20 protein-coding genes and 1 tRNA gene are annotated in these 26,269 nt (G+C 61.4%); 11 read left to right on the forward strand and 10 right to left on the reverse strand.

What is annotated here, in order from left to right; translation table 11 throughout:
- Positions 1 to 88: 88 nt before the first annotated feature.
- Positions 89 to 877 (reverse strand): Fpg/Nei family DNA glycosylase, encoded by a 789-nt coding sequence (locus ACQY7R_RS25940; protein ID WP_428308444.1) that lies wholly within the window; start codon positions 875 to 877, stop codon positions 89 to 91.
- Positions 870 to 5,558, reverse strand: a complete 4,689-nt coding sequence (locus ACQY7R_RS25945; RefSeq protein WP_428308445.1) for a DEAD/DEAH box helicase — start codon at positions 5,556 to 5,558, stop codon at positions 870 to 872. The genes ACQY7R_RS25940 and ACQY7R_RS25945 overlap by 8 nt, the downstream gene beginning before the upstream one ends.
- Before the next feature lie 255 nt (positions 5,559 to 5,813).
- On the opposite strand from ACQY7R_RS25945, the gene ACQY7R_RS25950 reads away from it, so the two are divergent.
- The 8 genes from ACQY7R_RS25950 (at position 5,814) to ACQY7R_RS25985 (ending at position 13,671) form a co-directional block, all read left to right on the forward strand.
- Positions 5,814 to 6,302 (forward strand): hypothetical protein, encoded by a 489-nt coding sequence (locus ACQY7R_RS25950; protein ID WP_428308446.1) that lies wholly within the window; start codon positions 5,814 to 5,816, stop codon positions 6,300 to 6,302.
- A 135-nt stretch (positions 6,303 to 6,437) separates the two neighbouring features.
- A complete protein-coding gene (gene lpxD, locus ACQY7R_RS25955) occupies positions 6,438 to 7,505 on the forward strand; it encodes a UDP-3-O-(3-hydroxymyristoyl)glucosamine N-acyltransferase (RefSeq protein ID WP_428308447.1) in 1,068 nt (355 codons plus the stop codon).
- Positions 7,506 to 7,519: 14 nt separating this feature from the next.
- Positions 7,520 to 8,413: an LpxI family protein gene (locus ACQY7R_RS25960; protein WP_428308448.1), complete on the forward strand. Its 894-nt coding sequence runs from the start codon at positions 7,520 to 7,522 to the stop codon at positions 8,411 to 8,413.
- A gap of 51 nt (positions 8,414 to 8,464) precedes the next feature.
- Entirely contained in the window at positions 8,465 to 9,262 is a 798-nt protein-coding gene (locus ACQY7R_RS25965) for a class I SAM-dependent methyltransferase (protein WP_428308449.1), read from the forward strand.
- A 519-nt stretch (positions 9,263 to 9,781) separates the two neighbouring features.
- A complete protein-coding gene (locus ACQY7R_RS25970) occupies positions 9,782 to 10,777 on the forward strand; it encodes a sigma-54 interaction domain-containing protein (RefSeq protein ID WP_428308450.1) in 996 nt (331 codons plus the stop codon).
- Between the two features lie 663 nt (positions 10,778 to 11,440).
- Positions 11,441 to 11,620, forward strand: coding sequence for a hypothetical protein (locus ACQY7R_RS25975; protein ID WP_428308451.1), 180 nt, complete (start codon positions 11,441 to 11,443; stop codon positions 11,618 to 11,620).
- A 467-nt stretch (positions 11,621 to 12,087) separates the two neighbouring features.
- On the forward strand, positions 12,088 to 12,507 hold the full coding sequence (locus ACQY7R_RS25980) for a hypothetical protein (RefSeq protein WP_428308452.1): 420 nt from the start codon (positions 12,088 to 12,090) through the stop codon (positions 12,505 to 12,507).
- 417 nt (positions 12,508 to 12,924) lie between these two features.
- A complete protein-coding gene (locus ACQY7R_RS25985) occupies positions 12,925 to 13,671 on the forward strand; it encodes a PEP-CTERM sorting domain-containing protein (RefSeq protein ID WP_428308453.1) in 747 nt (248 codons plus the stop codon).
- A 321-nt stretch (positions 13,672 to 13,992) separates the two neighbouring features.
- Here ACQY7R_RS25985 and trpC read toward each other — a convergent pair whose 3' ends face one another.
- A complete protein-coding gene (gene trpC / locus ACQY7R_RS25990; protein WP_428308454.1) occupies positions 13,993 to 14,778 on the reverse strand; it encodes an indole-3-glycerol phosphate synthase TrpC in 786 nt (261 codons plus the stop codon).
- A 95-nt stretch (positions 14,779 to 14,873) separates the two neighbouring features.
- Here trpC and ACQY7R_RS25995 point away from each other — a divergent pair, with 95 nt between their 5' ends.
- Together ACQY7R_RS25995 and ACQY7R_RS26000 are read left to right on the forward strand one after the other, a co-directional pair.
- Positions 14,874 to 16,052 carry a DUF1570 domain-containing protein gene (locus tag ACQY7R_RS25995; protein ID WP_428308455.1) on the forward strand — a complete coding sequence of 393 codons (1,179 nt, stop codon included), beginning with the start codon at positions 14,874 to 14,876 and terminating at the stop codon, positions 16,050 to 16,052.
- Between the two features lie 293 nt (positions 16,053 to 16,345).
- Positions 16,346 to 16,418 (forward strand) — tRNA-Lys (locus ACQY7R_RS26000).
- On the opposite strand, the gene ACQY7R_RS26005 is transcribed toward ACQY7R_RS26000, so the two are convergent.
- The 7 genes from ACQY7R_RS26005 to ACQY7R_RS26035 form a co-directional block, all read right to left on the reverse strand.
- Positions 16,380 to 17,489, reverse strand: a complete 1,110-nt coding sequence (locus ACQY7R_RS26005; protein ID WP_428308919.1) for a tyrosine-type recombinase/integrase — start codon at positions 17,487 to 17,489, stop codon at positions 16,380 to 16,382. The genes ACQY7R_RS26000 and ACQY7R_RS26005 overlap by 39 nt on opposite strands.
- The gene (locus ACQY7R_RS26010; protein WP_428308456.1) at positions 17,440 to 17,988 is read right to left on the reverse strand and encodes a hypothetical protein; all 549 of its coding nucleotides are present in this window, start codon (positions 17,986 to 17,988) and stop codon (positions 17,440 to 17,442) included. Before ACQY7R_RS26010 ends, ACQY7R_RS26005 begins: the two co-directional genes overlap by 50 nt.
- Before the next feature lie 619 nt (positions 17,989 to 18,607).
- The gene (locus tag ACQY7R_RS26015) at positions 18,608 to 20,743 is read right to left on the reverse strand and encodes a phage/plasmid primase, P4 family (protein WP_428308457.1); all 2,136 of its coding nucleotides are present in this window, start codon (positions 20,741 to 20,743) and stop codon (positions 18,608 to 18,610) included.
- On the reverse strand, positions 20,740 to 21,183 hold the full coding sequence (locus ACQY7R_RS26020; RefSeq protein WP_428308458.1) for a hypothetical protein: 444 nt from the start codon (positions 21,181 to 21,183) through the stop codon (positions 20,740 to 20,742). The genes ACQY7R_RS26015 and ACQY7R_RS26020 overlap by 4 nt, the downstream gene beginning before the upstream one ends.
- Before the next feature lie 113 nt (positions 21,184 to 21,296).
- The gene (locus tag ACQY7R_RS26025) at positions 21,297 to 21,506 is read right to left on the reverse strand and encodes a helix-turn-helix domain-containing protein (RefSeq protein ID WP_428308459.1); all 210 of its coding nucleotides are present in this window, start codon (positions 21,504 to 21,506) and stop codon (positions 21,297 to 21,299) included.
- A gap of 184 nt (positions 21,507 to 21,690) precedes the next feature.
- On the reverse strand, positions 21,691 to 22,449 hold the full coding sequence (locus tag ACQY7R_RS26030; protein ID WP_428308460.1) for a hypothetical protein: 759 nt from the start codon (positions 22,447 to 22,449) through the stop codon (positions 21,691 to 21,693).
- 236 nt (positions 22,450 to 22,685) lie between these two features.
- Positions 22,686 to 23,879: a tyrosine-type recombinase/integrase gene (locus tag ACQY7R_RS26035; RefSeq protein WP_428308461.1), complete on the reverse strand. Its 1,194-nt coding sequence runs from the start codon at positions 23,877 to 23,879 to the stop codon at positions 22,686 to 22,688.
- Between the two features lie 786 nt (positions 23,880 to 24,665).
- Between ACQY7R_RS26035 and ACQY7R_RS26040 the strand changes: the two genes are divergently transcribed.
- Positions 24,666 to 26,000, forward strand: coding sequence for a GAF domain-containing sensor histidine kinase (locus tag ACQY7R_RS26040; RefSeq protein WP_428308462.1), 1,335 nt, complete (start codon positions 24,666 to 24,668; stop codon positions 25,998 to 26,000).
- The last annotated feature ends 269 nt before the right edge of the window (positions 26,001 to 26,269 follow it).

Here is a 26,269-nt window from a genome sequence, read left to right on the forward strand (position 1 = left end):
GTGAAAATGAGAGGACTAGGCGACCTGGGATGATAGCCCTAGCTGCGGCTGCGGAGAATAGTCCAGACCTCAAATTCTCGATCTGGACTTACCGTGCAGGTTGGCACTGGGGGCACCAGCAGGTGGTGCGGCCCGCTTCGCCCTGGCGGCGCAACTCGATTTGGGCGCCGCACTTAGGGCAAGGCGTTCCCGAACGACCGTAGACCCATAGTCGGCCGGCGTCGCTGCCGAAGCGAGTCGTCCGGTTCGGGCCGCCGAGATTGCGAAGCATTAACGCTCGCCCCTTGGTGAGCATCGCGCCCAGTTCGTCGTCGGTGAAGCGTTCGACCGGCGTGAACGGGTCGAAGCGCATGATGAACAAGATCTCCGACTTGTAGATGTTGCCGATGCCGCAGACGATCGTCTGGTTCATTACCGCTTCGCCGAGCGGCAGATGGTTGCGGGCGCGGAAACGGGCAATCGCTTCGGCCATCTCAAACTGCTTGTCGGCCAAATCGGGACCAAGCCGCTGGATGTGCGGGTGGCGGCGGAGCTGATCGGCCGTAAGCATTTCCAGCTGCTTCGGCGAGAAGCAGATCACCTCGAGCGAGTTGATGTCGAGCCACAGCGCGGCGTAGTGCTCGGACTTGCGCCACGGTTGGCCAGGGTGGTAGATGTGCCACGAGCCGGTCATCCCCATGTGCGAGTGGATGAACTCGCCGGTCGAGAGGTGCATCAGCAGATGCTTGCCGCGGGCTTCGACGCGGTCGACGGTGGCGCCGATGAGGCGTTCGACTTCGAACTGCCGATCGCGGAGCCGCGCGAGGGCGATCGTCTTTCCTTCCATGGCGGGCCGCAGCGTCGTCGCGGTGCGGTAGATCGTATCTCCTTCAGGCATGCGTCGCGGTGAACTCCTGCGTCAGGTCGAACCCACGGTGCAAATAGCCGCGGCTCGTGGGGGAGAAGCCATGGCGAGCGAGCGCCTTGCCGAGCGGCGAGAGTCCCGCGGCGTCGCCGTCGATTTGCGCGATCATCAGCGAGGCGCCGCGCTTGGCGAGGTTCGCGAGCGAGCGGACGAGCTTCTCCTGCCACATCGACGCATCGCTGGGATCTTCCGGGGCGAAGGTCATTAGGTGGGCGCCGCCGCGGCTGAGGAAGCCGATCAGTTTGCCGTCGAGCAGGAAGACGCGGGCCCCGCCGCCACGCTGCGGTTGCAAGCCTTCCACCTGCGGCAACGGCCATTTGATGATCGAGCCGTAAGCGTTCGCGGGGTCGGATGCGGCGAGGACCAGGACGTTGTCGATGTGGGGTTCGACGACTTGCGGCGCGCGGCGGAGCAGGTCGTCGGCGCCGGCCGAGGCAAACTGCGCTCCTCCCATGCCGGCGACGAAGTAACCACGCCGCACGCGGCCCGTTTCTTCCATTGCGCGGAGGATGGGGTAGAGCGCCGTAAAGCCGCCGTCGATCAACTCGCGCGATAGGGCCGGCCGCACGAGGACGCCATAGCGCCGCAGAAGTTGTTCGGTGACGGCGGTTTGGCGAACCGTGAGCGAGCGTTTCGCTTCGTCGCCGTAGTTGATCAGCGACCAGCGACCTTCGCTGCCGGGGAGCCGAGCGAGCCGCCGCGAGCGGAACGCGCGGGCGCTACGGCGGCGGGAGCGGGTGCGTGAACTTAGCCCGCTGGAACTGCTCGAACCGCTCGACGAGGAACCGCTGCCGCGGCGCGAACGGAGGGGGGCGAGCGAATCGTTCGTCGCTTCGCCGTTCCACACGAGTTGCCAGAGCGCGTCGAGCAAATCGTTGCGGAACTCGTCGCACGCGGCGGCGACGTCGTCGAAGAAGCTGGCGCCTTTGCTCGCCAGGAAATCGCGGATCCGCACGACCAACGGATCGTCGAGCGGCGTCGGCAGCGGGGCGAGTAGCGGCACGCTGTCGGCAAGGAACAGGGCGATGCGGCCATCGTTGGGGCCGACGCTTTCGAGTCCCCGCCAGACGATTTCGCCGGCGGTGGTGAGATCGTCCAAGTCACCCGAGTGATAGTCAGTCAAGCGCGCGGGCAGAATCAGTTCGTCGAGATCCGAGGCGAGTAGCGGTGCCCCTTGCAGTTGTTCGACGACGTCGAGCAACCCGTCGAGGCCGCGGCGGGGGCGTTCGATCCCTTGCCAACCGGGAAGGAAGCGGGCGAGCGCTTCGGGCGGGGCGGGTTCGATTTCCTTACGAAGCTTCGCGAGTGATTTCGATTTCAAGCGTCGTAGCACGGCGACATCGCACCACTCGCGGCCCGATCCGCCCGGCAGGAACTCGCCGAACAGGACGCGGTTGCGTTGCATTAGTTGCTGCAGCACCGGTTCGATGATCGCGGCGCCGAGGCCGAGTCGGCTGGCGACTTCGCTTGCGCGGAACGGCCCGTGCGTGCGGGCGTAGCGGGCGACCAGATTGCCGACGGGGTCTTCGCTCGTTTCGAGGAAGGCGTCGGGCAGCCCCGGCGGCAAGGCGACGCCGAGGCCATCGCGGTAGCGGGCGGCGTCCTCAGTGGCGATGTAGCGGCGTTCGCCCGCCATGCGGATGCGGACGATGCGGCGGGTGGCGGTCAGCTCGTCGATCCAGCGTTTTAACTGGCCCGTTTCGCTCGCCTCGGCGGGGCAACGGGCGGCGAGTTCGTCGTCGTTGAGATCGCCGAGGTGGAGCAGCAGATCGTGAACGCCGTCGGGGCCGTTGGTCGAACGGTGGTCGAGCCGTTGGAGTTCGAGGACGAGCGACTCGATCGCGTCGGCGTCGAGCAGTTCGCGGTAGTCGGTCGTGCCGAGCAACTCGCGCAGCTGGGCATGATCGAGCGCGAGCGCGGCAGCGCGGCGTTCGGCAAGCGGGGCGTCTCCCTGGTAGAGGAAGTTGGCCGTGTAGTTGAACAGCAGCGACGAAGCGAACGGCGACGGCGACGACGTTTCAATCTGGTGAACGCGGATCGACTGCCGTTCGACTTCGGTGAGCAGTTGCTTCAGCCCCGGCACGTCGAACGCATCGCGCAGGCACTCCCGGTACGTTTCGAGCATGATCGGGAACCGCTCGTAGCGCGAGGCGACGGCGAGCAAGTCGGCCGACTTGCGGCGCTGCATCCAGAGGGGCGTGCGGCGATTCGGTTGTCGCCGCGGCAGGAGCAGCGCACGGGCGGCGTTTTCGCGGAAGCGGGCGGCGAACATGGCGGTTGAACCAAGTTCGCGGACGAGCTGGTCTTCGACTTCGCCCGAGTTGGGGAACAGCATCTCGACCGTCGGCGCCTGCGAGCTTTCGGGCAGGCGGAAAACCATGCCGTCGTCGGACCAGGTGAAGTCGACCTCGAGCCCCGTCTCGGACCGCAGCCGGCTCGCGACGGTGATTGCCCACGGAGCATGCACGCGCGATCCGAACGGCGAGAGGATGACGGTTCGCCAGTCGCCGATCTCGTCGAGGAACGATTCGACGACGAGGCATTGATCGCTGGGGAGTTCGCCGGTCGCTTCGCGTTGGTCTTCGACGTAGCGGAGCAGGTTTTCCGTCGCCTTCTCGTCGAGGCGGCACGATTCTTGGAGCAGCTGCACTGCTTCGTCGCGAGACGATTTCACCAGCGTCCGCGACAGTTCGCCAATAGCGCGGCCGAAGTCGAGCGGACGGCCCGGCCCGTCGCCGCGCCAGAAGGGCATCTTGCCAGGCTCGCCCGGCGCGGGGGCGACGAGGACACGGTCGCGAGTGATCTCGAGCACCCGCCACGACGAGGCGCCGAGCAAGAAGATATCGCCGGCGTGCGTTTCGAAGACCATCTCTTCGTCGAGTTCGCCGACGCGCGTGCCGCCGCTGCCGGCGTCGCCCGCGAGGTACACGCCGTACAGACCGCGATCGGGAATCGTGCCGCCGTTGAGCACTGCGAGTCGCTGCGACGACTTGCGCGGCGTGAGCTGCCCGCTCAGCCGATCCCAGGTGATGCGGGGGCGGAGTTCCGAGAATTCGTCCGAAGGGTAACGGCCCGACAACATGTCGAGCACGCCTTCGAACGAACTGCGCGGCAGTTCGTGGAACGGCGCGGCGCCGCGGACGGCGGCGTAGAGCTCGTCGACGCTGAGCGGATCCATCGCCACGATCGCGACAATTTGCTGAGCGAGCACGTCGAGCGGGTTGCGCGGGTAGCGGGTCGATTCGACTTCGCCGCGGATCATCCGCTCGGTCGCGGCGCTACAGGCGAGCAGGTCGCCGCGATACTTGGGGAAGATGACGCCGCTCGACGGGGCGCCAACGCTGTGCCCTGCCCGGCCGATCCGTTGCATGCCCGAGGCAACCGACGGCGGGGCCTCGATCTGGATCACGAGGTCGACGGCGCCCATGTCGACGCCGAGCTCCATTGACGACGTCGCAATGATCGCCGGCAGCAGGCCGCGCTTTAGGCGATCTTCGATCTCAACCCGCTTCACGCGGGCGATCGAGCCGTGATGGGCCTGGGCGATTTCCTCTTCGGCTAGTTCGTTGATCGCCGCCGCCAGTCGTTCGGCAAGGCGGCGACTGTTGACGAAGACCATCGTCGAGCGGTGCGAGCGAATCAGTTCGACGAGTCGCGGGTGAATCGTCGGCCAAATCGAAGCGAACGCCGGGCCGGCCGAGGCGGGGCCCGTCTGAATTTCGAGCGGCTGGTTGAGCCGGGCCATATCTTCGGCGGGCGTTTCGATGCGGAGGTCGAGCCGCTTTGGTTCGCTGGCGTCGATGATCTCGATCGGCCGCGGGCGGACGGGCGAATCGGGCTTCGCGTCGGCCTCGGCGCCGCCGAGCAGGCGGGCGATTTCTTCGAGTGGCCGCTGCGTTGCCGAGAGGCCGATTCGCTGCAGCCGCGGGCGTGACTCGTCGCCGTCGCGGCGGAGGCGTTCGAGCCGTTCGAGCGTGAGGAACAGGTGCGTGCCGCGCTTCGTCGCGGCGACAGCGTGGATTTCGTCGATGATCACCGTCTCGACCGTGCGGAGGATGTCGCGCGACTTCGACGTGAGCAGTAGATAGAGCGACTCGGGGGTGGTGATGAGGATGTCGGGCGGGTGGCGAACGATGTCGCGACGCTCAGCGGCCGAGGTATCGCCGGAGCGGACGGAGACTTTTGGCGGATGGAACGGGTGGCTGTGACGTTCGGCGACGGCCTGAATGCCAACGAGCGGCGTGCGGAGGTTGCGATCGACGTCGACAGCGAGCGCTTTCAGCGGCGAGATGTACAAAATCCGCACTCCCCTCCCTGGCAGGGAGGGGCCGGGGGAGCGATTCTCGACGCTTGCTGATTTGGTGGACTTGGCGGCGCGCTTCGCCCTTGGACTTTTCCCCTTCCCCGCTTCTTCCGCCGAAGCAGGGTCGCTGTGAAACATGATCCGATCAATCGCCGCCAAGAACGCGGCCAGCGTTTTGCCGGAGCCAGTCGGCGCCAGCAGCAGGGCGCTCTTGCCCGCGGCGAGCACCGGCCACGCTTCGCGTTGAATGCGAGTTGGCGTCTCGAGTGCATCGCCGAACCACGATTGCGTCGCAGCGTGGAAGGACTCCATGCCGGGCAAGGTCGTGGCTTTCGGCTTTCGGCTGGGCATGCGGTGGCTCTTCTTCTCGGCGATGTGCGGTAGGCAGATTTTACGCAACATCCGTTCACCTGAAGAGTGCCCGGCGGGCGGATTTCAGGAGCCCGTTGAGCTCACGGCGAAGGAGGTCGGCCTAGACAGCGGCAAGTTGGGCGCCGGCAATCGCAGCAGTTTGCCGCTCCCCACGTTTCGCCGCTCTTCGCTACAATGCAGCGGCTCTGTTCCCTTCAGTGAGTCGAGGCGGCTCCAGCGCGAAGGATGCCTCGGTTGCCATTCGCTTCCTCACAGCACGATCTGGTCGGCAACGTGCCAAGCCTCGTGGGCTATGTTGAGCCAACTGCTCCCGGCGCCGACCCGGCTGCCGTCGTTGTGTTTCTCGCCTTGGCGTTCGGCGTTCCAGCGCTTGGACTCGTGCTCATGGCGACCGATGTGCGCCGCTATCTTCGCTCTCTGGGGCGAGCGCTCGTGGTGGTCACCTACGCGATGCGTCCGGGCGTTCCATACTGGGCTCGCAAACGTCGGCCACCATGCTTGGAAACGCTCGATCTCGAACTCCCCTGCACCGAAGAGCAGGTGCTCGCGGCCTACCGGCGGAAGGTGAAGGAACTCCACCCTGATAAAGGGGGAAGCTTGCAGAAGTTTCTGCAGCTTCAGCGACACTACGAGCAAGCGATGTATCTCGCCCGCAACTCGCCGTTACAGGGCGAACGCGAGGCGAAGCGACGTCGTGCGAAGGCGACAACCGCAAATCGGTGACCGCATTGATCTTGTCGCAGCGTTGCGAGTCGGGTTACGATTCGCCCCTTGTCGCGCTCCCGCCGCAGCCGCTGCTGCCCCGCTAGCACGAATTTGCTATCACGACTCGTCGACTTGGAAAAGGATTTCCTCTCGATGCCGACTACATTGGGCGAACTGGCGCGGCTGGTTGGCGGCGACCTCCGCGGCGATGCGAACATCCCTCTCACCGGAGCGGCGACCACCGACGTCGCCCGCAATGGCGAAGTGACGCTAGCCGAGCGTCCCGACCGCGCGCGTGGTCTGACCGCGTCGCTGGCCTCGGCAGTGATCGCAGCCCCGAACGTCGATTGCGGCGGCAAGCCGTCGATTGTCGTCGCCGACGTCCACGCGGCGTTTGCGACGGCGGTGCGGCACTTCCACCCGCCCCGCGTCCCGGTTCGCGTCGGCGTGTCGCCACAGGCGTTTGTGAGTCCCTCGGCCAAGCTTGCGCGGAACGTCGAAGTCCATCCTGGCGCCACGATCGGCGAGGAAGTGACGATCGGCGCTCACACGACGATCCATTCAGGCGTTCGCCTCATGCCGGGCTGCGTGATCGGCGCCGGCGTCACGATTTTCCCCAACGCGGTGCTCTACGAAAACACCCGCGTCGGCGACCGTGTCGTCATCCATGCTGGCGCCATCATCGGCGCTCATGGGTTTGGCTATCGCCAGGTCGATGGTCGGCACTTGCTGTCGGCTCAGCTTGGCAATGTCGAGCTCGCCGCCGACGTCGAAGTTGGCGCCGGGACGACGATCGATCGCGGCACCTACGGCCCGACAGTGATCGGCGAGGGCACGAAGATCGACAACCTTGTGATGATCGCTCACAACTGCCGCCTTGGCCGGCACAATCTTATTTGTTCGCAAGTCGGCATCGCCGGCAGCACGACGACGGGCGATTACGTCGTCATGGCAGGGCAGGTCGGCGTTCGCGACCATGTTCACATCGGCGATCGCGCGATCCTCTGCTCGAAGGCGGGCGTTTCGAACGACGTGGAAGCTGGGGCCGAAATGCTCGGCGCCCCGGCGGCCCCGTTGCGACAGGCCAAACTGCAAATGGCTGCCGTGGCGAAGCTCCCCGAAATGCGGCGCCAGTTCCGCATTCTGCAACGGCAGATCGAAGAACTCCGCGGCGAAGTTGCCGAAGAAGGCGACGATCTTTCGACCGACAAAGCCGCTTAACCCCGCCCTGCCCTGTGACTCAACTCGCTGCTTCAACGCAACCGGGCGAAACAATCGGCCTGCTGGCCGGTTGGGGACGCTATCCGATCGTCGTCGCCGAAGAACTGCGACGACAAGGTTATCGGATTGCCTGCACGGCGATCCGCGATCACGCGGATCCCGATTTGAGGAACCTCTGCGACGAGTTTCACTGGGTGGGACTTGGTTCGATCGGCGGCATCATTCGCCGCTTCAAGCAGCATGGCTGCGCGCGGGCCGTCATGGCGGGCAAGGTGCACAAGGTGACCTTCTACAGCCCCGGCTGGTGGATTCGCCATCGGCCCGATTGGACGGCGCTGCAGACGTTCTACCGGCACTTCGTCACCGGGACGAAGGATCGAAAGGACGATTCGCTGCTGCTGGCCCTCATTGGGGCGTTCGCCGCTCAAGGCATTACCTTTGAACCGGCCACTGACTTCGCTCCCGAACTGCTCGTCTCCACCGGCCAAGTGGCCGGCCGGCCGCTCTCGGTGAAGCAGGAGCGAGACGTGGAGTTTGGTTGGGACCTCGCGAAGCAGATGGGCGCCCTCGACGTGGGGCAAACCGTTTGCGTGAAAGACCAAGCGGTCCTCGCCGTCGAAGCGATCGAAGGGACCGACCTCTGCATCCGCCGTGCGGGCGACCTTTGCCGTACCGGCGGGTTCACCGTCGTGAAAGTGGCAAAGCCGCAGCAAGATATGCGGTTCGATGTGCCGACCGTTGGCGTGAAAACGCTCGAATCGATCGCCGCCGCGGGCGGGCACGTTCTCGCGATCGAAGCCGATTCGACGATCTTGCTCGATGCCGCCGAGTTCCAAGCGGCGGCTGCTCGGCTTAAACTCTCTGTAGTGGCCCTTCGTCGGCAATCGGCCGTCGAACACGCCGCTTAGCGAGCGGAAACTCTTCCCTCGCACCAAGCCTGAAAGGCGAGGGGAGGAATGATGGGAGCTTCGCTCAATCGCGTTTCGATGAGCGTGATCTTATCGCTCGCCATTTTCTGGCTCGGGCTGACGCGTGTTCACGCCGAACCTGAAACCCCGGCGGTGGCTGCCGACGTGCAGGCTGATGCCTCTGCGAGGGGCGAAACTCGCGAGCGGCACGAGTACATGGGCCGCACGATCGCCCCGACGATGCACTTCAGCGGCGCCGGCTGGCTCACCCGGCCGACTCGCGAGGAAGAAGAGGATCCGCTCAAGCTCCTCAGCTCGCTGAAGGTAAAGCCGGGGCAAGTCGTCTGCGACTTCGGCTGCGGTAACGGCTACCACAGCCTGCAGTTGGCCAAGCGGGTGGGGGCCAGGGGCGAGGTTTACGCCATCGACATCCAGCCCGAAATGCTGGAAATGCTGCGGGAACGGGCCGGACCACGTGGTTTAGCGAACATTAAGCCTGTTTTGGCCAAGGAGGAGGAATCCGGGCTGCCGCCCGACACATTCGACCTCGTGCTCATGGTCGACGTCTATCACGAGCTCTCAGACCCGGAAACGGCGCTAGCGGAGGTCCGGAAGAGTCTAAAACCGGAAGGCCGTCTGGTATTGGTCGAATTCCGCGAGGAAGACGAAACGGTGCCGATTCTGCCGCTGCACAAAATGAGCCAAGTGCAGGTAGTGAAAGAACTTGAGGCGAATGGCTTCCACCTGGCGGGGCAATTCGACCGGCTGCCATGGCAGCATGTTCTCCATTTTGCCAGGAGCGATTCGCCCATCGAGAAGGCGGAGTTGAAGGCTTGGCGACCCGAGTAGCGGGCGTCTCTTCCTCTATCCGGGTGGATGAAACTGAGGCTGGACACCTCTCACCTAAATGATGGAAAGTGCCTCGGCGCGCCGGTTGCATGCATCCTGGTATAACAACAAACGGAATTGCCTTGGTTTATGGGTTTGTTTCGACGTAAGTGGTTGTTGTGAAATGAGTTGTCGCTCGATGGTCTGCTGGGGGCGATGCTGTCGGATCGCTACATTCCTCAAACTAAATGTCGCAAATTCGCCGCATCGGGGCCTAACAAATATTTGAGCGAATTCACCATGTCGTTTAGAATCAACCAAGGACAGTGAAGGTCAGAAAGAGGCAAACTCGTCACGTATCTGCCGCACGTATGCGGCGTGCGCTAGTGATTGCCACGTTTGACTTCGATTCAACTACCGAGATAGGACCGCTAGTGATTTAGATCAATCTGCATCTCATTCGTGTCGCTGGGAGCGAGCAACGCGTGTGTGCAGATCGGAACAACAACGGATTCGAGAAGATTCCGTTGCGGAGCAGACATGAAGATGGCATCTGTGGGTTTGCATACACTCGGTTCGCTGGAAACTCTTTCACCAGAGGATCCAGCTAGCTTGGTAATCGGTCGCGACGCCGCTGTTAAGCGGATTGCGCACCACGCTGAACGGGCGGCACAAGTAGGCTGTACTGTTCTCTTAACCGGTGAAACCGGTACGGGCAAAGAAGTTTGGGCCCGACTTCTCCATCGCGTCGGCGGACGCAGCGAACAAGCGTTTATCCCGGTCAATTGCGCTGCGCTGACGCCAACGTTGGCTGAGAGCCAACTCTTCGGCCACGAACGTGGCGCGTTTACTGGCGCCGCGGGGGCGAGCCTCGGCGTGTTCCGTTCAGGTCACCAAGGCATCGTCTTCCTGGACGAAGTCGGCGACATGCCGCTCGAATTGCAGCCGAAGTTGCTGCGCGTTTTGCAGGAAGGCGAAGTCACTCCGGTCGGTTCATCGCATCCGGTGAAAGTCGACGTGCAGGTGATCGCCGCGACCAACCGCCGCCTGGAGCAAGAAGTCGCCGAGGGACGCTTCCGCGAAGATCTTTACTACCGGCTGAATCTCGTCGAATTGCGGATGCCGCCGCTGCGGGATCGCATCTCCGACATTCCGCTGTTTATCGATTACTTCTCCAAGAAGTTTGCCAACCGTTACGAGCAGCCCGTTTGGCAGCCGAGCGAAGATGCGTTGCGTGCTTTCTGCGAGTACCACTGGCCGGGCAACATCCGGCAGCTGAGCTTCGTGCTCGAGCAAAGCTACGTGCTGCAGTGCGAACCAAGTTTGCCTGGCGCTCGCGAAGCACGACGCGAGAGCCACGACCTGCCGTACACCGACTTGGGGCGGCTACGCCAAGTGGCGGTAGAGCAGGCCCTGCGTACGGCGGGGGGGCACAAGGGACGGGCGGCCAAGCTGTTGGGGATCCATCCCAACACGATGACTCGCTTGTTGGCTCAGATCGCGAACGAGTGCAATGCTCGCGATGAAGTCGCCTAACGCGTTCGTAGATTCAGACCGCAATACGCGCACGGCGTTCCGTTGCTTCTCGTCTTGCTAGCGTTTTTCTGCTTTACGCCGCCGCCGTTCTCGTTTTCTCCGCGCTCGTCACAGGCCTCAGGCCTGTGCTTCTGCACGATCGCCGCGTGGTTTGTCCTTCTACGCGCTTCGTAGAGCCTGCTCGCACGCTTGCGCCGTACTCAACGTGCTAGCTCCGTAGTGCATTGCCCTTGCCCAAACGTTGCCAGCGGTACGGCAGGCATGACGGTTGCACTTCATAAATCTTCGCGCATGCGTTTTCGCCGCGCACAGAAGTCGTCACTGGTTTGGTGAGACTTCACTGAAGTGGTGAAATTCGACTTTATCGCCTGATTTGTCGAGTGAAGCGGTGCTAGCGTTCTTTGGGTCTCACTCTTCTGGTGATTCCGTGTTGCCGGCTTTCAGGGCCACGCAGCTTGGTAAGTCATTACAGGAACGTAGGTTAGTGGAAATTTCTACGTGCTTGCGGCTTACGGCACGCTTCTCGCTATAGGAACGCAGCCCTCAGTGGGGCCGTCACAACCGGTTCGCTGAGAGTCTATCCGTTCAAGTCTTCTTTTCGCTGAAAGGTTCGTCGCGATCGTCGCGAACTTTTGAGGCGACCAGCGTGATAAGGGAAAGCAAATGAGCCACATCCAACTCTACGAGCAAGGCGATATGGATTACGGCACCGGCAACTTCCGTCGGACTTCAGAAGTGAAGCTCGCCAAGAAGAACCAGCCGAGCCATTCGCGTCGCCGTGGCAAGGCGCCGACGTCCATCAACGGCATTCACCGTCGCCGCAATCGCAAGATGGCTTGGTAGCCGTCTCTGCAGACGTTCGCCGCAGCGATCAAGCTGCGCCGCGACTGTTTTCGTCACGCAAGTGAATGGCTTCACTGCACGGCGCGAATGGTCCGCTGGCCGAGCATCGTTGCGAACGAGCTGCGTTTGCGTAGGACGGCAGCGTCGCGTAAGCGGAGCGATTAATTGCTCCGGGAGTTGGATGTTGCCGCGCGATCTCGCGCTGCATCGTCGTCAGAGAGTAGATGCGTCATCTCATGCGCCGGACGGGCAGTCTCGGGTCGTGGGGTTGGCGCAGAGAGTAGCGTTCGAATCGCATTAGATCGCAGGACACCTGTGTCGAGGCTCGCATTGCAGCGACGTCGGCATGACCGGAGTAGCGCCTTAGCATGGCAACTGTGAATGGGACACCGACAGCTGTACTCGCTCCACGGGGCGAGGCGGCAATTGTTGCGACGCGCTCCGCGCCTCCGCAGCTCTTGCGCTGTTTGGTTGTTTCGTTCTCTGCCGATCGCCGCCGGCTGATTCGTTCCGCCGCCGAGGCGCAAGCTTGGGATGCGATCGTGTGTCGCGACGCTGGAGAGTTCTTGCGAGCCGTCTTCAAACGGAGCGTGCCGCTGATTGTCGTCGACCTACCGGACGCGATGGCAGCGGGATACGGCGAGTTGAAAGACGCCGCCCAGCGGGCCCATGAACTCAGCAACGCGCTGTTGCTGGTTGCGGGGAACGCAGGCGATGTTCGCGAGGAGATTTGGGCGCGGCAGCTAGGCGCCTGGGTTTATCTCAACGAATGCAACGGGCAGCGCGGGTTCGAGTATCTGCTGGAAGAGGCGCGACTGGCTTTGGAGCGGCGAGACTTACTAACGCCGCCGTCAGACGTTCCTGAATTAATGGCATCCAGCGAATAACGAGCGAGCTTCACGCCATGACCAAATCAAATCAAAACGAAGAAGAGGCCTGCGACGGTGAGACGGCGGCAAGCCGGCCTATTCCCCGTCGCGGGGCTCAACGCGTGCAATCCTCCAGCCGTTCCAGCAAAGCGCGTCGCCGACGCGTCACCACGGTTGGCGGAATTCACCAACGAACCAACAAGCGAGCCGCGCGGTAAGCCAGAGATGGCGATGCCCAGCGGTAACGCAAAGAAAGTCCGCAAGTCAGTCCGTTTGAAAGATTCTGACGGTTTTTATATCCCGTTTTAATGTTTTCTTGTTTGGAGATTCTCCGCTCAGCTGAAGTTAACCATGCCGGTCGCTGCTGTGTGCGACGGGGGATTGAGGAATATCGCTGGTTAGCGAAGGCAAGACACTCGCAAAGGATGACCCACTATGCTTCGACCTGCTACTAGAGCCGTCACGACGGCTGTCGCGTTCGCGATGGCTGTTTGTCTGACCGCCGCCGCTGCTTCCGCGGCGCTCATTGACCTGACCCCCGCCAACGGCGCTATCAATTCGGTCGGCTCGGTGACGCTCGCTGATCTTCAGAGCGATCCGACGGGCGGTATCGTCGTCGGCGACAAGATTTTCACCGGCTTCTCTTATTCGCGTTTGGGCGACATGCCCTTGCCGGCCGAGATCAACGTCCTCGGGTTCAAAGATCCCAGCGGCAACTGGGGCGTGAGCTTCCACGGCATCTTCCAAGATCTGCCGGGCGGCAGCGCGTCGGACGCCCTGATTCGCTTCGCCGTCGAAGTCTCGCCTGCGGGACTGCAGCAAGGCTGGCAGATCACGGACGCCCACCTGTTCCTCGGCGGCGCTGGCGCCGCTGACGAATCGTTCATCACCGTCGACGAAACGTTCCTCGGCAAGAACGAAACGCTGAACGCCTACTACTCGACCGTTGGTCCGGGCGTCAACTCGAAGCTGAGCGATTCGACGATCTTCACGACCCCGGTCACGAAGCTGTTCGTCACGAAGGACATCTACGCCAATGCCGCCGCAGGCGCCTTCCTGCCGGCCCGTGCGACTGTGATCGACCAGTCGTTCTCTCAAACGCTGATTCCGGAACCGGCCACGATGGCCTTGGCCGGCATGGGCGGAATGGCGATGGTGGCCTTGCGTCGCCGTCGCAGCTAACGACCCTGACGAGCAGCTAACTAACGGCTGCTGTTTGCATGAACCCTCCGTCGGGCGAATGCGAGATCGCCTGACGGGCGGCAATTACCGCTGAGCGGATTCAACGCGGCGGGATGACTTTCGAGTCGTCCCGCCGCTTGTTTTATGCGCCAAGGTTCTGGCCCCGGGCTCCGCCCGGGGGTCGGCAACCATTGCGGGAGGCGTAGTAGCGCGTGGCGCTCCCTCGAGCCCTAGAACATCTTCAATGGCGAGCCACGGGCAGCACGGCGGGAACAGAACCCTAATGATGCAGCGCGCTGCGATTAGAGCAATATCGAAACGCTAGCGCCCCAGCAGCCGATCAACGGCCGCACCGATATCGGCTTCACGCATCAACGATTCGCCTACAAGAATCGCGTTCACGCCCGCGGCGTACAACCGCTCGACGTCAGCGTGAGTTTTCACGCCGCTCTCGCTCACCATCACGCATTCCGTCGGAATTCCCGGACGCAAGCGGAGAGAATGCTCAAGGTCGACCTTAAACGTCCGCAGATCGCGATTGTTGACGCCGATGAGCGTGGCGCCCGCTTCCAACACCCGCGGCAGATTCTCGGGATCGTAAATCTCAACCAGCGGCGTCATGCCCAGGTCCATGATTTCGTTGTGGAGCTTCCGCAGATTGCAGTCATCGAGACATTCAGCGATGAGCAACACCGCGTCGGCGCCCGCCGCACGGGCTTCGATAACTTGGTACGAATCGAGGACAAAGTCTTTGCGCAGCACCGGCAGTCCCACGCTAGCCCGCACGGCGACTAGATAGTCTAAGTGCCCTTGAAAGTGCGGCTCGTCCGTCAGCACGCTGAGGCAACTTGCCCCGTGTCGCTCGTAGATTTTGGCGATCGCCACCGGGTCGAAATCCTCGCGAATCACGCCAGCCGACGGGCTCGCCTTTTTCACTTCGGCGATCAATCGGATCGCGCCCGGCCGAGCCAGCGCGGCGAAGAAATCTCGCACCGGCGGGGCGGTCGCCAGTCGGCGGCGAAGCTCTGTTTCAGAAACACGGTCGCGGGCCGCCGCAATCTCGCGTCGCTTCACGGCCACAATTCTGTCGAGGACGGTATCGGTCATACCGATCATTCTAGCCCGCCGCTAACGTGCCAGCGAGGCGGAATTGCGCGACGCGCATCGGCTATTTGGCGGACTTCGACTACACTGGAAAGATCATGGCGAATCATCGCTCAAACTCTTGTTGGCCGCTCGCGCTCGGCGTCCTGTTCGCGGCGCTCCTCATCGGAGCGGCGCCTCCTGCTGCGCAAGCCCTCGAGCGTCTCACGGTCGTCTTGCCCGACCAGCCGCCGAAGCAACTCGTCGGCGAGGCAATCGTCGAAGCTCGCGACGGCGGCATGCTGCTGAAGACCGCCGACGGCGCCATCCACCGCTTGCCGGCGGCCACTATTCGCGACCGCAAGACCGACTCGGAAAAGTTAGTTCCGCTCACGCGCGAGGAGCTGACCAAGCAACTGCTCGCCGAGTTGCCGCCCGGTTTCCGCGTCCACGATTCGAAGAACTACATCGTCTGCTACAACACGACGAGGACCTACGCCGAGTGGACCAGCTCGCTGCTGGAGCGGCTGCAGAAAGCGTTTATCGCTTTCTGGAAGAAGGAAAAGTCGCCGGTGCAGGCGCCCGAGCAGCCGCTCGTCGTGCTCGTGTTCGCCGATCAGGCGTCCTACGCCGACTACGCGAAGAAGGATCTCGGTTCGTCGGTGAGCAACATCATCGGCTACTACAATCTCGAAACAAACCGCATCATGATGTACGACCTCACCGGCATGCAGGCGTTTCGCCAGAACGCCGGCGATCGCGGGTCATTGCATGATATTTCAGACTTGTTGTCGCGACCGCAAGCGGAGCCGCTCGTGGCGACAATCGTCCATGAGGCGACGCATCAAATCGCGTTCAATTGCGGATTGCAAACGCGGATGGTCGCCAATCCTTACTGGCTGACCGAAGGGATGGCGACGTTCTTCGAGACGCCCAACCTCGATAGCCGAAGCAGTTGGAGCGGCATCGGCAACGTCAACTACAGCCGCTTCGATCTCTTCCGCGACAACTATCGCGCTGGGAAGACCGTCTCTCTCGAGCGAATGCTGAGCGACGACAAATTGTTCACCACCCCCGAGACCGCGGTTGATTCATACGCCCAAGCCTGGGCCTGGAATTACTTTCTGATCCGGACGCGGACGAAAGAATACGCCGGCTACCTCAAAATGATCGCCGAGAAGCCGCTGCTGCTGGAAGATAAAAAAGGGCAGCGGGTGAAGGAGTTCCGCCAGCATTTTGGCGACGACCTCGACGAGCTGGAGGACGATTTCTATCGCTCCATGTGGCGCGTGAAGTAAGGCGGCCGCTGGAGGCTTGAGGCTCGGGGCGGCACCGGCAGGCCGCTACAGCGGGGTGAAGGCCGAGATTGCCAGCGCCGGTTGCAGTCCCGTCGCGAGCCGTTCAAACAAGTCGCAGGTCGCCCGGCGGCCTCCCCGCCCGGCAGATTGAGCCCTCTCCGCTGCAACTGCCCGCAACGAATCGCCCATACCGCAATCGCCGGCCTGCGGAGCGTTTTTTCTGCGAGCTACGCCCCTGGCGGCCGGGCGGCGAAACGCTAAAATTCTGAATCTGCCCGCCGCGTGCGGGCAATGCTCCCTTAGCTCAATTGGCAGAGCAACTGACTCTTAATCAGTAGGTTCATGGTTCGAGTCCATGAGGGAGCACTGATTCTCTGCGAGATCCTCTGATTTCTCGCGTTTTCCAGCCTCTGGCTGCACAGAAAACACCTCGCTGCCATCTCTTGCGGCTGAGTACTGCACCGGATTTTGCAGCGCTTTGCCCCCCGTTGGTTGGGTCGCGGCCCTCGCGAACTGCTCTTCGGTCGTCCGCCAGTAGAACGCTTGGGCGATCTCAATCGTGTGACCCAGCCACTCCGATGCGACGTGCTGCGGGTACTCCGCAACGAGTTCCGTGGCGCGCGTCTGCCGCAAGTTCTGGAACAGCTTCGGCCACGGCTTCAGGCCGGCGCGAGCGATGATCCGCTCCAGCTGTGTTCGTAGGTTGGCGTTGGCGCCACGGTAGCGAGTGATCACGTGGACCTTCGCTCGCTCCTTGGGCGGCATCGCCATGACCGAGGCCTCAACGATCGCCCATGCGTCTTCGAGGAACGGGCGGAGTTCAGGGAAGATCGGCAGCGGGCGAGACGCGCCACCGTGATGGTGCTCGGTCTTGGGGCTGCGAACCGTGATGCGGTTTGCTTGCCAATCGACATCAACCCACCGGAGCGCGAGATGCTCTGACGGGCAACGCAGGCCGCCGAACCGGCTTAGCGCGAACAGCAGCCGCCACTGCGCGTCGGGGCATGCTTCGATGACTTTCGCAGCTTCCTCGCGCGTCACGAAGTAATCTCGCTCTCGATTGGATCGCACGGATACCCCCTTCATGCCGGCGAATGGATTCTCGGTGATGACTCGATCGCGAACGGCGGCGCGGAAGAACTGGCGGGCGAACCCGCACCGGCGCCGAACCGTGTTGTCGCCGAGCTTCTTCCGGACAACCGTTCCGTTCGCTCGCTTCTCGCCCGCGGCCAGCCAACGCCGCCATTTGTCGGCATCTTCCGCAGTGATGTCAGCGAGCAGCTTCTTCGCTCCGAAGTACTCAAGCAAGCCACGCTCCGTCGCGCGGTAATTGATCGCGGTCGATTCCTTCACGTCGGAGCGACCGTCGATGTAGGCCGCCAAGAACTCACCGAGCGTCGACGCACTCTTCGCGGATCTCGGCGGGAGCAGTCCCACTTTCGCCAGCTTGTCGTGCAGCGTCGGCGTCAGGTTGCGGACCCACTCCGACGTCTTGAGGCTCCAACTCGTCTGCGAGATCTTCGCGGCGATCAACGCCTCGACTTGGCCTCTGATGTTCTCGGCCTCCTTCTGCGGCATCGGACCGAGGCGGATCGAGTGCCGGCTCGGGCCGCCCGCCTTGAACTGGAGCATCCGGTTGCCGTTCGGCTCTCTGATCAGTGATGCCATCGCTTGGCGTCCTTTCTGCGTCGCTGCTCTGGCAAGCGACGAGTTCGAGGTTGAGTTGAGCCGCGAGCAGATCGATCGCTCGCAGGCTGAGGCCAGATCGCTTCGAAGGATCGGCCGAGTTGACGAATCGCGACAGCGTTGCCTGGTCGATGCCAGTGGCTTTGCTGATCGCGTAGCGGCTATGAGGCGATGAACGAAGTGCGGCCCGCAGTCGCGAGCTCAGCGTGCTTCGTGAATCATCGTCGGCGATTGCGTGTGAATCAAGCATGGTTTCAAAATAAAAACGAGTGATGTGTCGTGTATGACGCCGCGGGCCGCAGCGTTCGAAGTGCAGATGTTCGAGTCGTACGGCGACTGGTCTACGCGCGTGGCGCCGACGGCGTTGCATCGCAAGGCACGCGGCGGTTGAGCGGCGTCGGCGGCTGCTCGCTCCCCAGTGACGTTATGCGGCCTCCGAGTTTTGCGGCGTGGCGTGCCCGCGCGAACGGAGCATAGATTCAAGGCGTTCGACTTCGCTCGCCCAAACCGGGAAGTCGAGCGTCCGTCCGCAGACGCTGCAGTCGCGACGCGTGGACATGCCCCCGTGAATCGCCGCGTCACGGAATCGATTCGACCCGCATCGCTCGCAGCAGACCTGAAGCGCAATCACTGGCTCCGACGATCGCTCGGGGGTGAGCACCGGAGGCACCGCGGGCTGAGCGACCGCCGGCGGAGATGCCGATGATGGTTCAGATTGGGCGAGCCAAGATGGCCCCCACTGGGCCACGCTGGTCCGCGACCCGATCCAAAGTAGCTCATACTCACTATATTGAATTGCGCTTTCAAACATGATTTTTGGCTTTCGCGTACTTTGGATGGGGTCGCGGACCACTGTGGACCAGCAGAAGCTAGAAACCGAGCTTCAACCCGATCCCTTCATAGACTCGCTGGCGATCGTCGCCGTCTCGAACGCGTTTTTTCCTGATGCTTGGTTCCGCCGCAAGCAGGTCGCGAGCGAACGATTGGACGGTGCCGATGAACTTCTCCCGGCCTTGCGATTTGCACCATCGCTCCCACGCCTCGTAGAGTTGCGTCGGTGTGGCATAAGCCATCCGGTCGGTGACACAGCAGTCGCGTACGAACGCGGCGACAGGGCTCGCGAGGTCGTTCATCTCGCCGAGCGACTCCAGGCCTGTTTCAGGCTGCAGGAGACGACCGCGCTCGCGGAGTCGGCGCCAGCCTTCGATGGCCCACAACAGAATGCCTGGGAGCTCGCCCAGTAGCCTCTCAGTGAGGTCGTGATCTTCCTTGCCGTAGAATGAGTTGGTGGTGTGCAGGAGGACGACGCGCGAGACGATGGCCCCGCTGGCGTCGGAGAGCTTGGGAAGCTCGTTGGTCAGGATGACGAATCGCGTGGGCAGTCGCACCGTGATAGGCGCCATGTTCTTGCGGTCGATCGTGATCGAGTCCTCGCCGGTGATCGAAAGGATCCGTTCGACGACGGCCGCCTGGTCCGAGCGGCCGGAAAGTCTGGCGTCGGACACGATGGCGACTGATTTGCCGATAAGGGGCCAGAGGCCGAAGTTGGTGGCAAGGCCGCCGAGCGTCGGCGCCGCGACGTTTCCCTTCCCAACAAGTGCCGTCAGGATGCGGGCGATGGTGCCCTTCCCGGACCGCTTCGGACCGACGAGGAGCATCAGTTTTTGCTGGCGTGTGTCGTGAGTCAGGAGATAGCCGAACCATTCTTGGAGGGCTTGGATGCTTTCGGCGTCGTCCTTCCACAATGCGTCTAGGAACTCGAGCCACCTATCTGGGCGCGGGGCGTTGAGGTCGAGCTGAAAGTCCGTTGCAGTCGTGGTGAGAAAGGCTGGCGACGCGGGCGTGTCGCATGGCGCCAGGTTTTGAATCAGCGACGGTAGATGCACGACAGAGTTTTTGGTGGCGAGGCATTCCTCCGACGCCCAGCCGTGAGGTGGCGCCGCGAGCCACGACGGAGGCTCAACTGAAGCTGGCAGAATTGATTTCGCCTTTACATGCTCGAGCACGTCGGAGACGTTTCGGCTCTTCACTCCGAGCCATTTCTTGTTGAGCAGATTGACGATCTCGGCGCGGACTTCCTCTGGGGGCTTCTCGCCGTAGCGGCCGTTCGCCCACCAGTACCAGCCACCCCGCCAGAAACGGAGCCGGTAGAGGTCGCCCATCCTTACGCTCGAGAGGATGTGTGCGGCCTCGATCGCCGGATCCATATCCGACGCCGATTCCATGAATTCACCTGCCGCGGGCGGTAACGGCTCCGTGGCGCTTTCGAGCAACTCAGTGAACCTTTCAGCACCATGGGCGACGAGCAAATCGTCGAGACCAACTTTCTTGCCGCCCTCCCCTGCTGGGATACGGACAATTCGTACTTGCGCGCCTTGCATTTTGAGCGCTGCCGCGAGTTCGCGTTCGTTGCGAGCGACGTTCTCGTTGTCGATGGCATCGGAATCGAATGCGATGAAGACTTGGCGGCCCTGCCAATGGACATCCGCGAGATCGGGGAGCAGCGTCAGTTTCTTCCGGGGATGCCAGCAGTCGACGCCGCTAAGGCCAATGCAGGGGAATCCCTCCTGCGTCGCCTTCAGTGCCTTGAATTCGCCCTCGGTGATGATGAGGCGACACGACGCTTCGTTTAGGACCGAATAGATGCTCGGAGGGAAGTACGCTCGGCTAGCGGCACCTGTGGGTTGCAAGTACTTCTGCGCCTTGCCGGTTTTCTTGCTGACAGGCGGATTCGTCGGCCGAACCCGATGCAGCACGAAGTCTCCGGACTGATCTAGGTACGGGATCACAATCGCCGTTCCCCACGATCTCGCGACGGATTTGCGATTGAGTAATCGGGCGAGGTCTTCGAGATCACCGGTCGAGCGAATCTTCGCCGACAGGATGGTCGCGGGAGACAGGCCGCACTCGTCGGCAAGCTTGGCGTAGTGCTGGGGGAAGAGCGGGAGATCGAAGCGGTTATTTCTAGCTAGCGACTCCATCTCTTGTTGAACGGCTGGACTCATCCGGCGGCCCTCCGTGTCGGCGTGATGAAGGCGTCGATGAGCTTTCGACGCCCGCTCGCCTTACAGCTACAGCATCGCGGAGCTTCGAGCACCAAGCTGGGTTTGCGTCGAACTTGAAAGTCGAACTTTGCTCGATCGAGCCGTAGTGGTACGAATTCGCCATTCGGGAGTTCGATGGAGCGAAAGCGTTCACACTCGATGAGCGGAAGCATTGGTGCGAACCAGCTCTTAGCGTGGATGAACTCTTGGTAGAATTCATGGTGCTCCCGCCAACGTGCTACGAGTTCGTCGACGAACCGAGGGAAGTAGTCGCCATCGATATTCGGCGCCAAACACTTGGCGCAGTAGAGCGACCAGAGTTCGGCATTCCATCGACGGTTAGCTGCAACGTCGGATTGGGGCAAACGTTGACCGCTTGCCTCCGCTATGAGAGACTTCATGGCTGTCGCCGTGGAAGCGCCCGGTTCTTTGCCGTTGACCGCAAAATCTAGGCAAAGAGCCGGCGCGCTTCGCATTCTGGCACGCCGGCAAAATCACGGGCTGGGTGAAGAAGTTAGCCCGCGGCAGCGGTCTGTTGCTGCTCGACGTATTCGCGAAGCGTCGCGAGACTATAGCGGACGCTGCGGCCAAGCCGGACGCATTGTAGGTCGCCACGCGGCACCGTCAGATTCCAAAGCGCTTTCTCGCTAATTCGGAGAAGTTCGGCGGCCTCACGCGGCGTGGCGAGAAGTTGCGGAGATTCAGAGCTTACGGCGCTAGGCATGATTTGACCCTCGCAGGATAGGCTGTGCCGCGGAGTGCGACACTGAGGGCAATCAGAGCGTTGAATTTACGACTGCAACGTTGCAAATCGACTTGGGTCTACTTTCGATGCGTTTTTCCGCTATTCCTCGGCAGATAGCCCCCGAAGTTTTTCTGCGAAAATTTCCTTTCTGCAACGTTGCAACTTATTCGTCATCTCCTTTACGACGCTTTTTATCGCTCAACGCCGCTATTGCATCGTGTGGGTAAATGTACTGCCTGCCCAGTTTCAGAACGGGGCCTTCATACGTTTGAGAAACATAGTAGGTGCTAAGCCCGTACTTCTCGTTCATCTCAATTACGTGCTTGGTAAGAGGTTCACCTTTCTTCCTGCCTCTGAATCGATGACTCGGCGGAACTTCAGCTTCTGATTTTAGTACACGCTCTACGAACGCTTTGGGGGCTTTCTTAGTGACCGCTTCGCGCTTTGTGGCACTCTCCACGGTCTCATGTAATTCGGCGCGCGGAGCGAGTAGTATGGTTTCGAGTTTCTCTCGCTGCAGTTCACTCGTAGCCATGTGGACGGCCGAGCACCCTTTCTCTCCGGCTTTCTTGAGACAGCCGGCGATTCGAAGTAGGTGAGCGACAGTGATGCAATCTTTTTTCCGACGGAGATACAGAGTGCATCGCGTCAATCGCCGCAGCTGAGATGTAGCTTGAGGCGGAACCTCTCGAAGGTGCTCCGTCGTGCTGCCGATGCCTTCGAGCGCGATCTGGAGGGCACGGAAGTCCGACGACCTCTTGATCAGCCAACGGATCCGCGGCGCTATCTCCGCTGCACTGCCTTCGAATCGGACCGGTCGACTCATTACCTCTCGAGTGAAGTGATCGCTGGCGTCGGTCGCGAGCGAGAAGACTGCCTCAAGCTGGTTGAGGAAGCTGAGGTTGTCGACGTCATCAGGCACGAGAATCCATCCTTTCTTCAATCGGGCCGACGCGCGGCGACTGGCCGAAGGATGGGAAGGCCGAGTCGCCGCGAGCCGCTTGCCGCGGGGTTTGCAACCCGCCGCGGACGCCCGAATCATCGAATATATGGCGGTATCTTGAGTGCGACTGCGCGCTACTTCGGGGAACCGCAATCGCCAACTCCGACCTCGACAAATGGCGTCCGCTGCCTGCCCGCAGCGGGCGACGTCGGATACTAAACGTCAAACATCTTCTCGTTGTGGGGCGGCTCCTTCACAATTCGCGGGTCGAGGTATGACCTCTCAGTCACTCTCCGCGCCGTGTGAGCGAGAGCCGCGGTCGCATTGCCGCCGTTCGCCTCAATGTGGCTGGCAAATGTGCGACGGAGCTTTTGTAGTCCGCAATTTCTTGGGACATACTCTATGCCGGCGAGCTTGATCAGCTTTTTGTTGTGGTTGTAGTAGGCGCCCTTCGTCCAAGGCCAAGGAAAAATTCTCTTTTGCCCGGCTTTCCGCAATTCCGCGAACAGTGCAACTGTTTTAGGTTTCAGGTAGTAGAGCATTGGCTTACGGCCTCCCTTGCGAATATCCGCAGGCGCTTCAAGCGTTGCGTTTGCTTCGTCGAAGTCGCGCCACATTAAGTCGAGAAGCGCGGACGTCCGTTCGCCGGTGTCGAGAGCGACGCGGTGAAGCGTCTCCCACCATACCGCGGCGCGTACGCCGTGAATTGTTCCTTTCATTAAACGAGATGCGGCGATGAGCTGACGAACCTCTTCCTCCGTGTATGCGTCCGGCAAACTTTGCGGTTCAGGGTAATCTCCGATCGTTGGGAAGAGTTCGACCATGCGTTTCTTGGCGCACCAATTCCAGAATGCACGCAATTTGGCAACGTAACCATTGATCGAAACAGCCTTCAGGCCTTCAGCTCGAAGGAATCGCATCCACCGGCCCACTTCCAAATCGTTTAGGTCATCGAGGGTACAATGCCGGCCCAAGAACTGAGAGTAACGCATCGCCATTTTTAGATATTGGTCCTCTGTGGCTTTGCTTCCAATTCGCGGGTGACTGGGGAAGTATTCTTTCTGCATGATGAGCAGAAGATTTCCCGTTTCCGCATCGCGGAACTCGGCGAAGTTACGATTGGGCAGCAAGTTCGGATCGGCTTGGCGAACGATGGTACCGACCATGACTGCAAAGTGACGAGAACTCGCTTCCGTTTTTCCCTCGGCGATCTGCCATTCCGCAAACTTCTCCAGTAAGTGCGGAGTGATTTCACCTGCAGTCTGCTCGGAGCCGCGAAAGCGGCCGTAGGATCTGGCCGCGCTCATGTACTTCTCGATGGTCGTGTCCGCATAGCGCCCCGTAGGTTTCATCACCTCATCAACAATGCGGGTTAGCGACCAGTCGACTTTCTTTTCCTTGACGCTCATGATTGACCTCCAGCGTTAGTGGGAGCAAGGTGCGTTCCGTTTAGAAAAAACTCCATCATGACGATGCCCGCTTCCAACTCCCTCGGTGAGACGAAACTGAGGTGAGCTGCCTTGTTGGACATCTCGATGATTTCACCTATCCACTGTCCCAGCTTCGGTCCGAGAACTTCTTTCTTAGTAAGTCGCTTCGCGAGGACGCGCGGAGGCGTGCGGTAGGTGCCCGGCTTCTCTTTTGGCAAGCAGCCGTGATGCGTGCACTCATCGTGCAGGTAAATTCGCACCGCCTCGCGCAGGCAACAACCGCACTCAATGAATGCTTGCTGAGCTAGAGAACTTCTGGCCCTATCCAGCAGTTCACACGCGCCGCGCCGAGGCGACCTTTGTTGGGCCATGTCAGCACAGATACCGACCATGGGCTAAAAACCTTCCCGGGCATCGCCAGAGTGGCGAGAAGAGAGCGCCCAGGTGGCCAACGCCCGTCCTGGGCGCTTCGACAACTCGACGACGCCTCAAATGGCAACAGGCCCGGAAACGCGGTTAGAAAGAGGAGTGTAGTCCCCCGCGGTCGCCTCGCTAGCCCGCTCTCGGGATCAAAGCTTGTACGACCGCCCGCGCGTCCGGGCCTGTTGCCAGATGTTGTCATCGTTCGAATTGTCCTACACTTGCCGAGTTTCTACGCTCGGGCCAGCGGAATGCTGACGGGGTTTATTGTGCGCGAGGGGCGAGAAATTGCAACCTGAATTCGCCAGGGATGCTCTGGACGCGCGGCGCCGCTGGCTGCTTAGAATGGTTCCATTCCCGCCGCTACACCTCAGCAATGTTGCCAACCACGTGAGTTCAACAGACGCCGGTACACTTGATTCAATTGTCACCACGGCCGAACTCGATGAGCGGCCGAGTCGAGCAGCGGACTATCGTGCCGAGAACCGCGCCTTCGCGCACTTAGCGAGGACACTCGCCAACGCGCCAGACACGATTCTCCAAGAGCTCGTCGAGACGATCAAAGAGATCCTCGACGTCGGCTCGGCAGGCATTAGCTTGCTGAGCGAGGACGAACAGTTTTTCGAGTGGCCAGCGATCGCAGGTGAATGGCAAATCCACATCGGGGGGGCCAACCCGCGTGACTTCAGCCCCTGCGGCGTGGTTTTTGATCGCCGTGCGACTCAAATGATGAGCCGCGTCGAAGAATACTATCCCTACTTTGCGCCCGTCGTACCGAAGGTTGAAGAGTGCTTGCTGGCTCCCTTCGAAGTAGGCGGAAAGCTAGTAGGGACTGTATGGGCAGTCGCCCACGTGCCCGATCGGAAATTCGATCGAGAGGATATGCGAAGACTGGAAAGCCTCGCTGGCTTCGCGGCGTCCGCCTACCAAGTGACGACGACGCTCGAGCTTCTTCGCGAGCGAGAGCGTGAGTTGCGGGACGCCGATCGCAAAAAGAATGAGTTTATGGCTTCGTTGGCTCACGAACTCCGCAATCCACTCGCGCCAATAGCGAACGCGGTTGCGATACTTCGGCTTGCGAACACCGGCAATGAGTACGTCGATTCCGCATCGGAGATGATGGAGCGGCAGGTCGGGCAGATGTCCAGGTTGATCGACGATCTTCTTGACGTGAGTCGAGTAAGTCGCGGAGCGATCGAGCTTCAACTTGCGGAAGTAGACCTAGAATCGCTCATCTCTCAGGTCGTCGAGTCGACCGCGCACGCGATACAAGGGAAGGGCATCAAGCTAACGGTACACCTTCCCACTGAGGAAGTAATAGTCAACGGTGATCGTTCGCGATTGCTGCAGGTGCTTACGAACCTCTTGAATAACGCTATCAAGTTCACTGATCCCGGCGGGGTGGTCACCATTGGCGCTGCACACGTTGACGGTGTGGCAGAGATCGATGTTACAGATTCGGGCGTTGGTATCTCCCCTGATGAAATTGGCAACGTCTTCGAGATGTTTCACCAGGTCGGCTCCTCGCTTGAGCGAAACCACAGCGGGCTCGGAATTGGACTGGCGCTGGTAAAGCGATTGGTGGAACTGCACGGCGGGTCGGTCAGCGTCCAGAGTGACGGGCTGGGGGATGGCAGCACATTCACTGTTCGCGTACCGACGGTGTTGAAGACCAATTGATCACAGCGCCGGAGCTGACAGTTGTACGACTGCTTCCCCCCGCGCCAGATTCACCTCTCCGGCCGCAACATAGTCTGCGCATCAGCGGAAGACCTGAAGCTGCTCAACGAGGCACAGGCTCTCGAGCTTCATCCGTCGACTGTGCTGCAACACTCAGTCGGCCGGCTATAACTGATCAAGGAAGCTTGCCAGCGATATTCGCTCGGTAATTACCAGCGGCTGGCGAGTCTGGCAATTGATCGCGCCAGCAACTAGCCCAAGCGGCGCGA

The sequence above is a fragment of the Lacipirellula sp. genome (assembly GCF_965279485.1).
In the GTDB taxonomy this organism is placed as follows: Bacteria; Planctomycetota; Planctomycetia; order Pirellulales; family Lacipirellulaceae; genus Lacipirellula.

Coding starts and splice junctions, on each gene's coding strand:
- ACQY7R_RS25940 (WP_428308444.1), bottom strand. CDS start 877: ATGCCTGAAGGAGATACGATCTACCGCACCGCGACGACGCTGCGGCCC.
- ACQY7R_RS25945 (WP_428308445.1), bottom strand. CDS start 5,558: ATGCCCAGCCGAAAGCCGAAAGCCACGACCTTGCCCGGCATGGAGTCC.
- lpxD (WP_428308447.1), top strand. CDS start 6,438: ATGCCGACTACATTGGGCGAACTGGCGCGGCTGGTTGGCGGCGACCTC.
- ACQY7R_RS25965 (WP_428308449.1), top strand. CDS start 8,465: ATGGGAGCTTCGCTCAATCGCGTTTCGATGAGCGTGATCTTATCGCTC.
- ACQY7R_RS25970 (WP_428308450.1), top strand. CDS start 9,782: ATGAAGATGGCATCTGTGGGTTTGCATACACTCGGTTCGCTGGAAACT.
- ACQY7R_RS25975 (WP_428308451.1), top strand. CDS start 11,441: ATGAGCCACATCCAACTCTACGAGCAAGGCGATATGGATTACGGCACC.
- ACQY7R_RS25985 (WP_428308453.1), top strand. CDS start 12,925: ATGCTTCGACCTGCTACTAGAGCCGTCACGACGGCTGTCGCGTTCGCG.
- trpC (WP_428308454.1), bottom strand. CDS start 14,778: ATGACCGATACCGTCCTCGACAGAATTGTGGCCGTGAAGCGACGCGAG.
- ACQY7R_RS25995 (WP_428308455.1), top strand. CDS start 14,874: ATGGCGAATCATCGCTCAAACTCTTGTTGGCCGCTCGCGCTCGGCGTC.
- ACQY7R_RS26010 (WP_428308456.1), bottom strand. CDS start 17,988: ATGCTTGATTCACACGCAATCGCCGACGATGATTCACGAAGCACGCTG.
- ACQY7R_RS26015 (WP_428308457.1), bottom strand. CDS start 20,743: ATGAGTCCAGCCGTTCAACAAGAGATGGAGTCGCTAGCTAGAAATAAC.
- ACQY7R_RS26020 (WP_428308458.1), bottom strand. CDS start 21,183: ATGAAGTCTCTCATAGCGGAGGCAAGCGGTCAACGTTTGCCCCAATCC.
- ACQY7R_RS26025 (WP_428308459.1), bottom strand. CDS start 21,506: ATGCCTAGCGCCGTAAGCTCTGAATCTCCGCAACTTCTCGCCACGCCG.
- ACQY7R_RS26035 (WP_428308461.1), bottom strand. CDS start 23,879: ATGAGCGTCAAGGAAAAGAAAGTCGACTGGTCGCTAACCCGCATTGTT.
- ACQY7R_RS26040 (WP_428308462.1), top strand. CDS start 24,666: ATGGTTCCATTCCCGCCGCTACACCTCAGCAATGTTGCCAACCACGTG.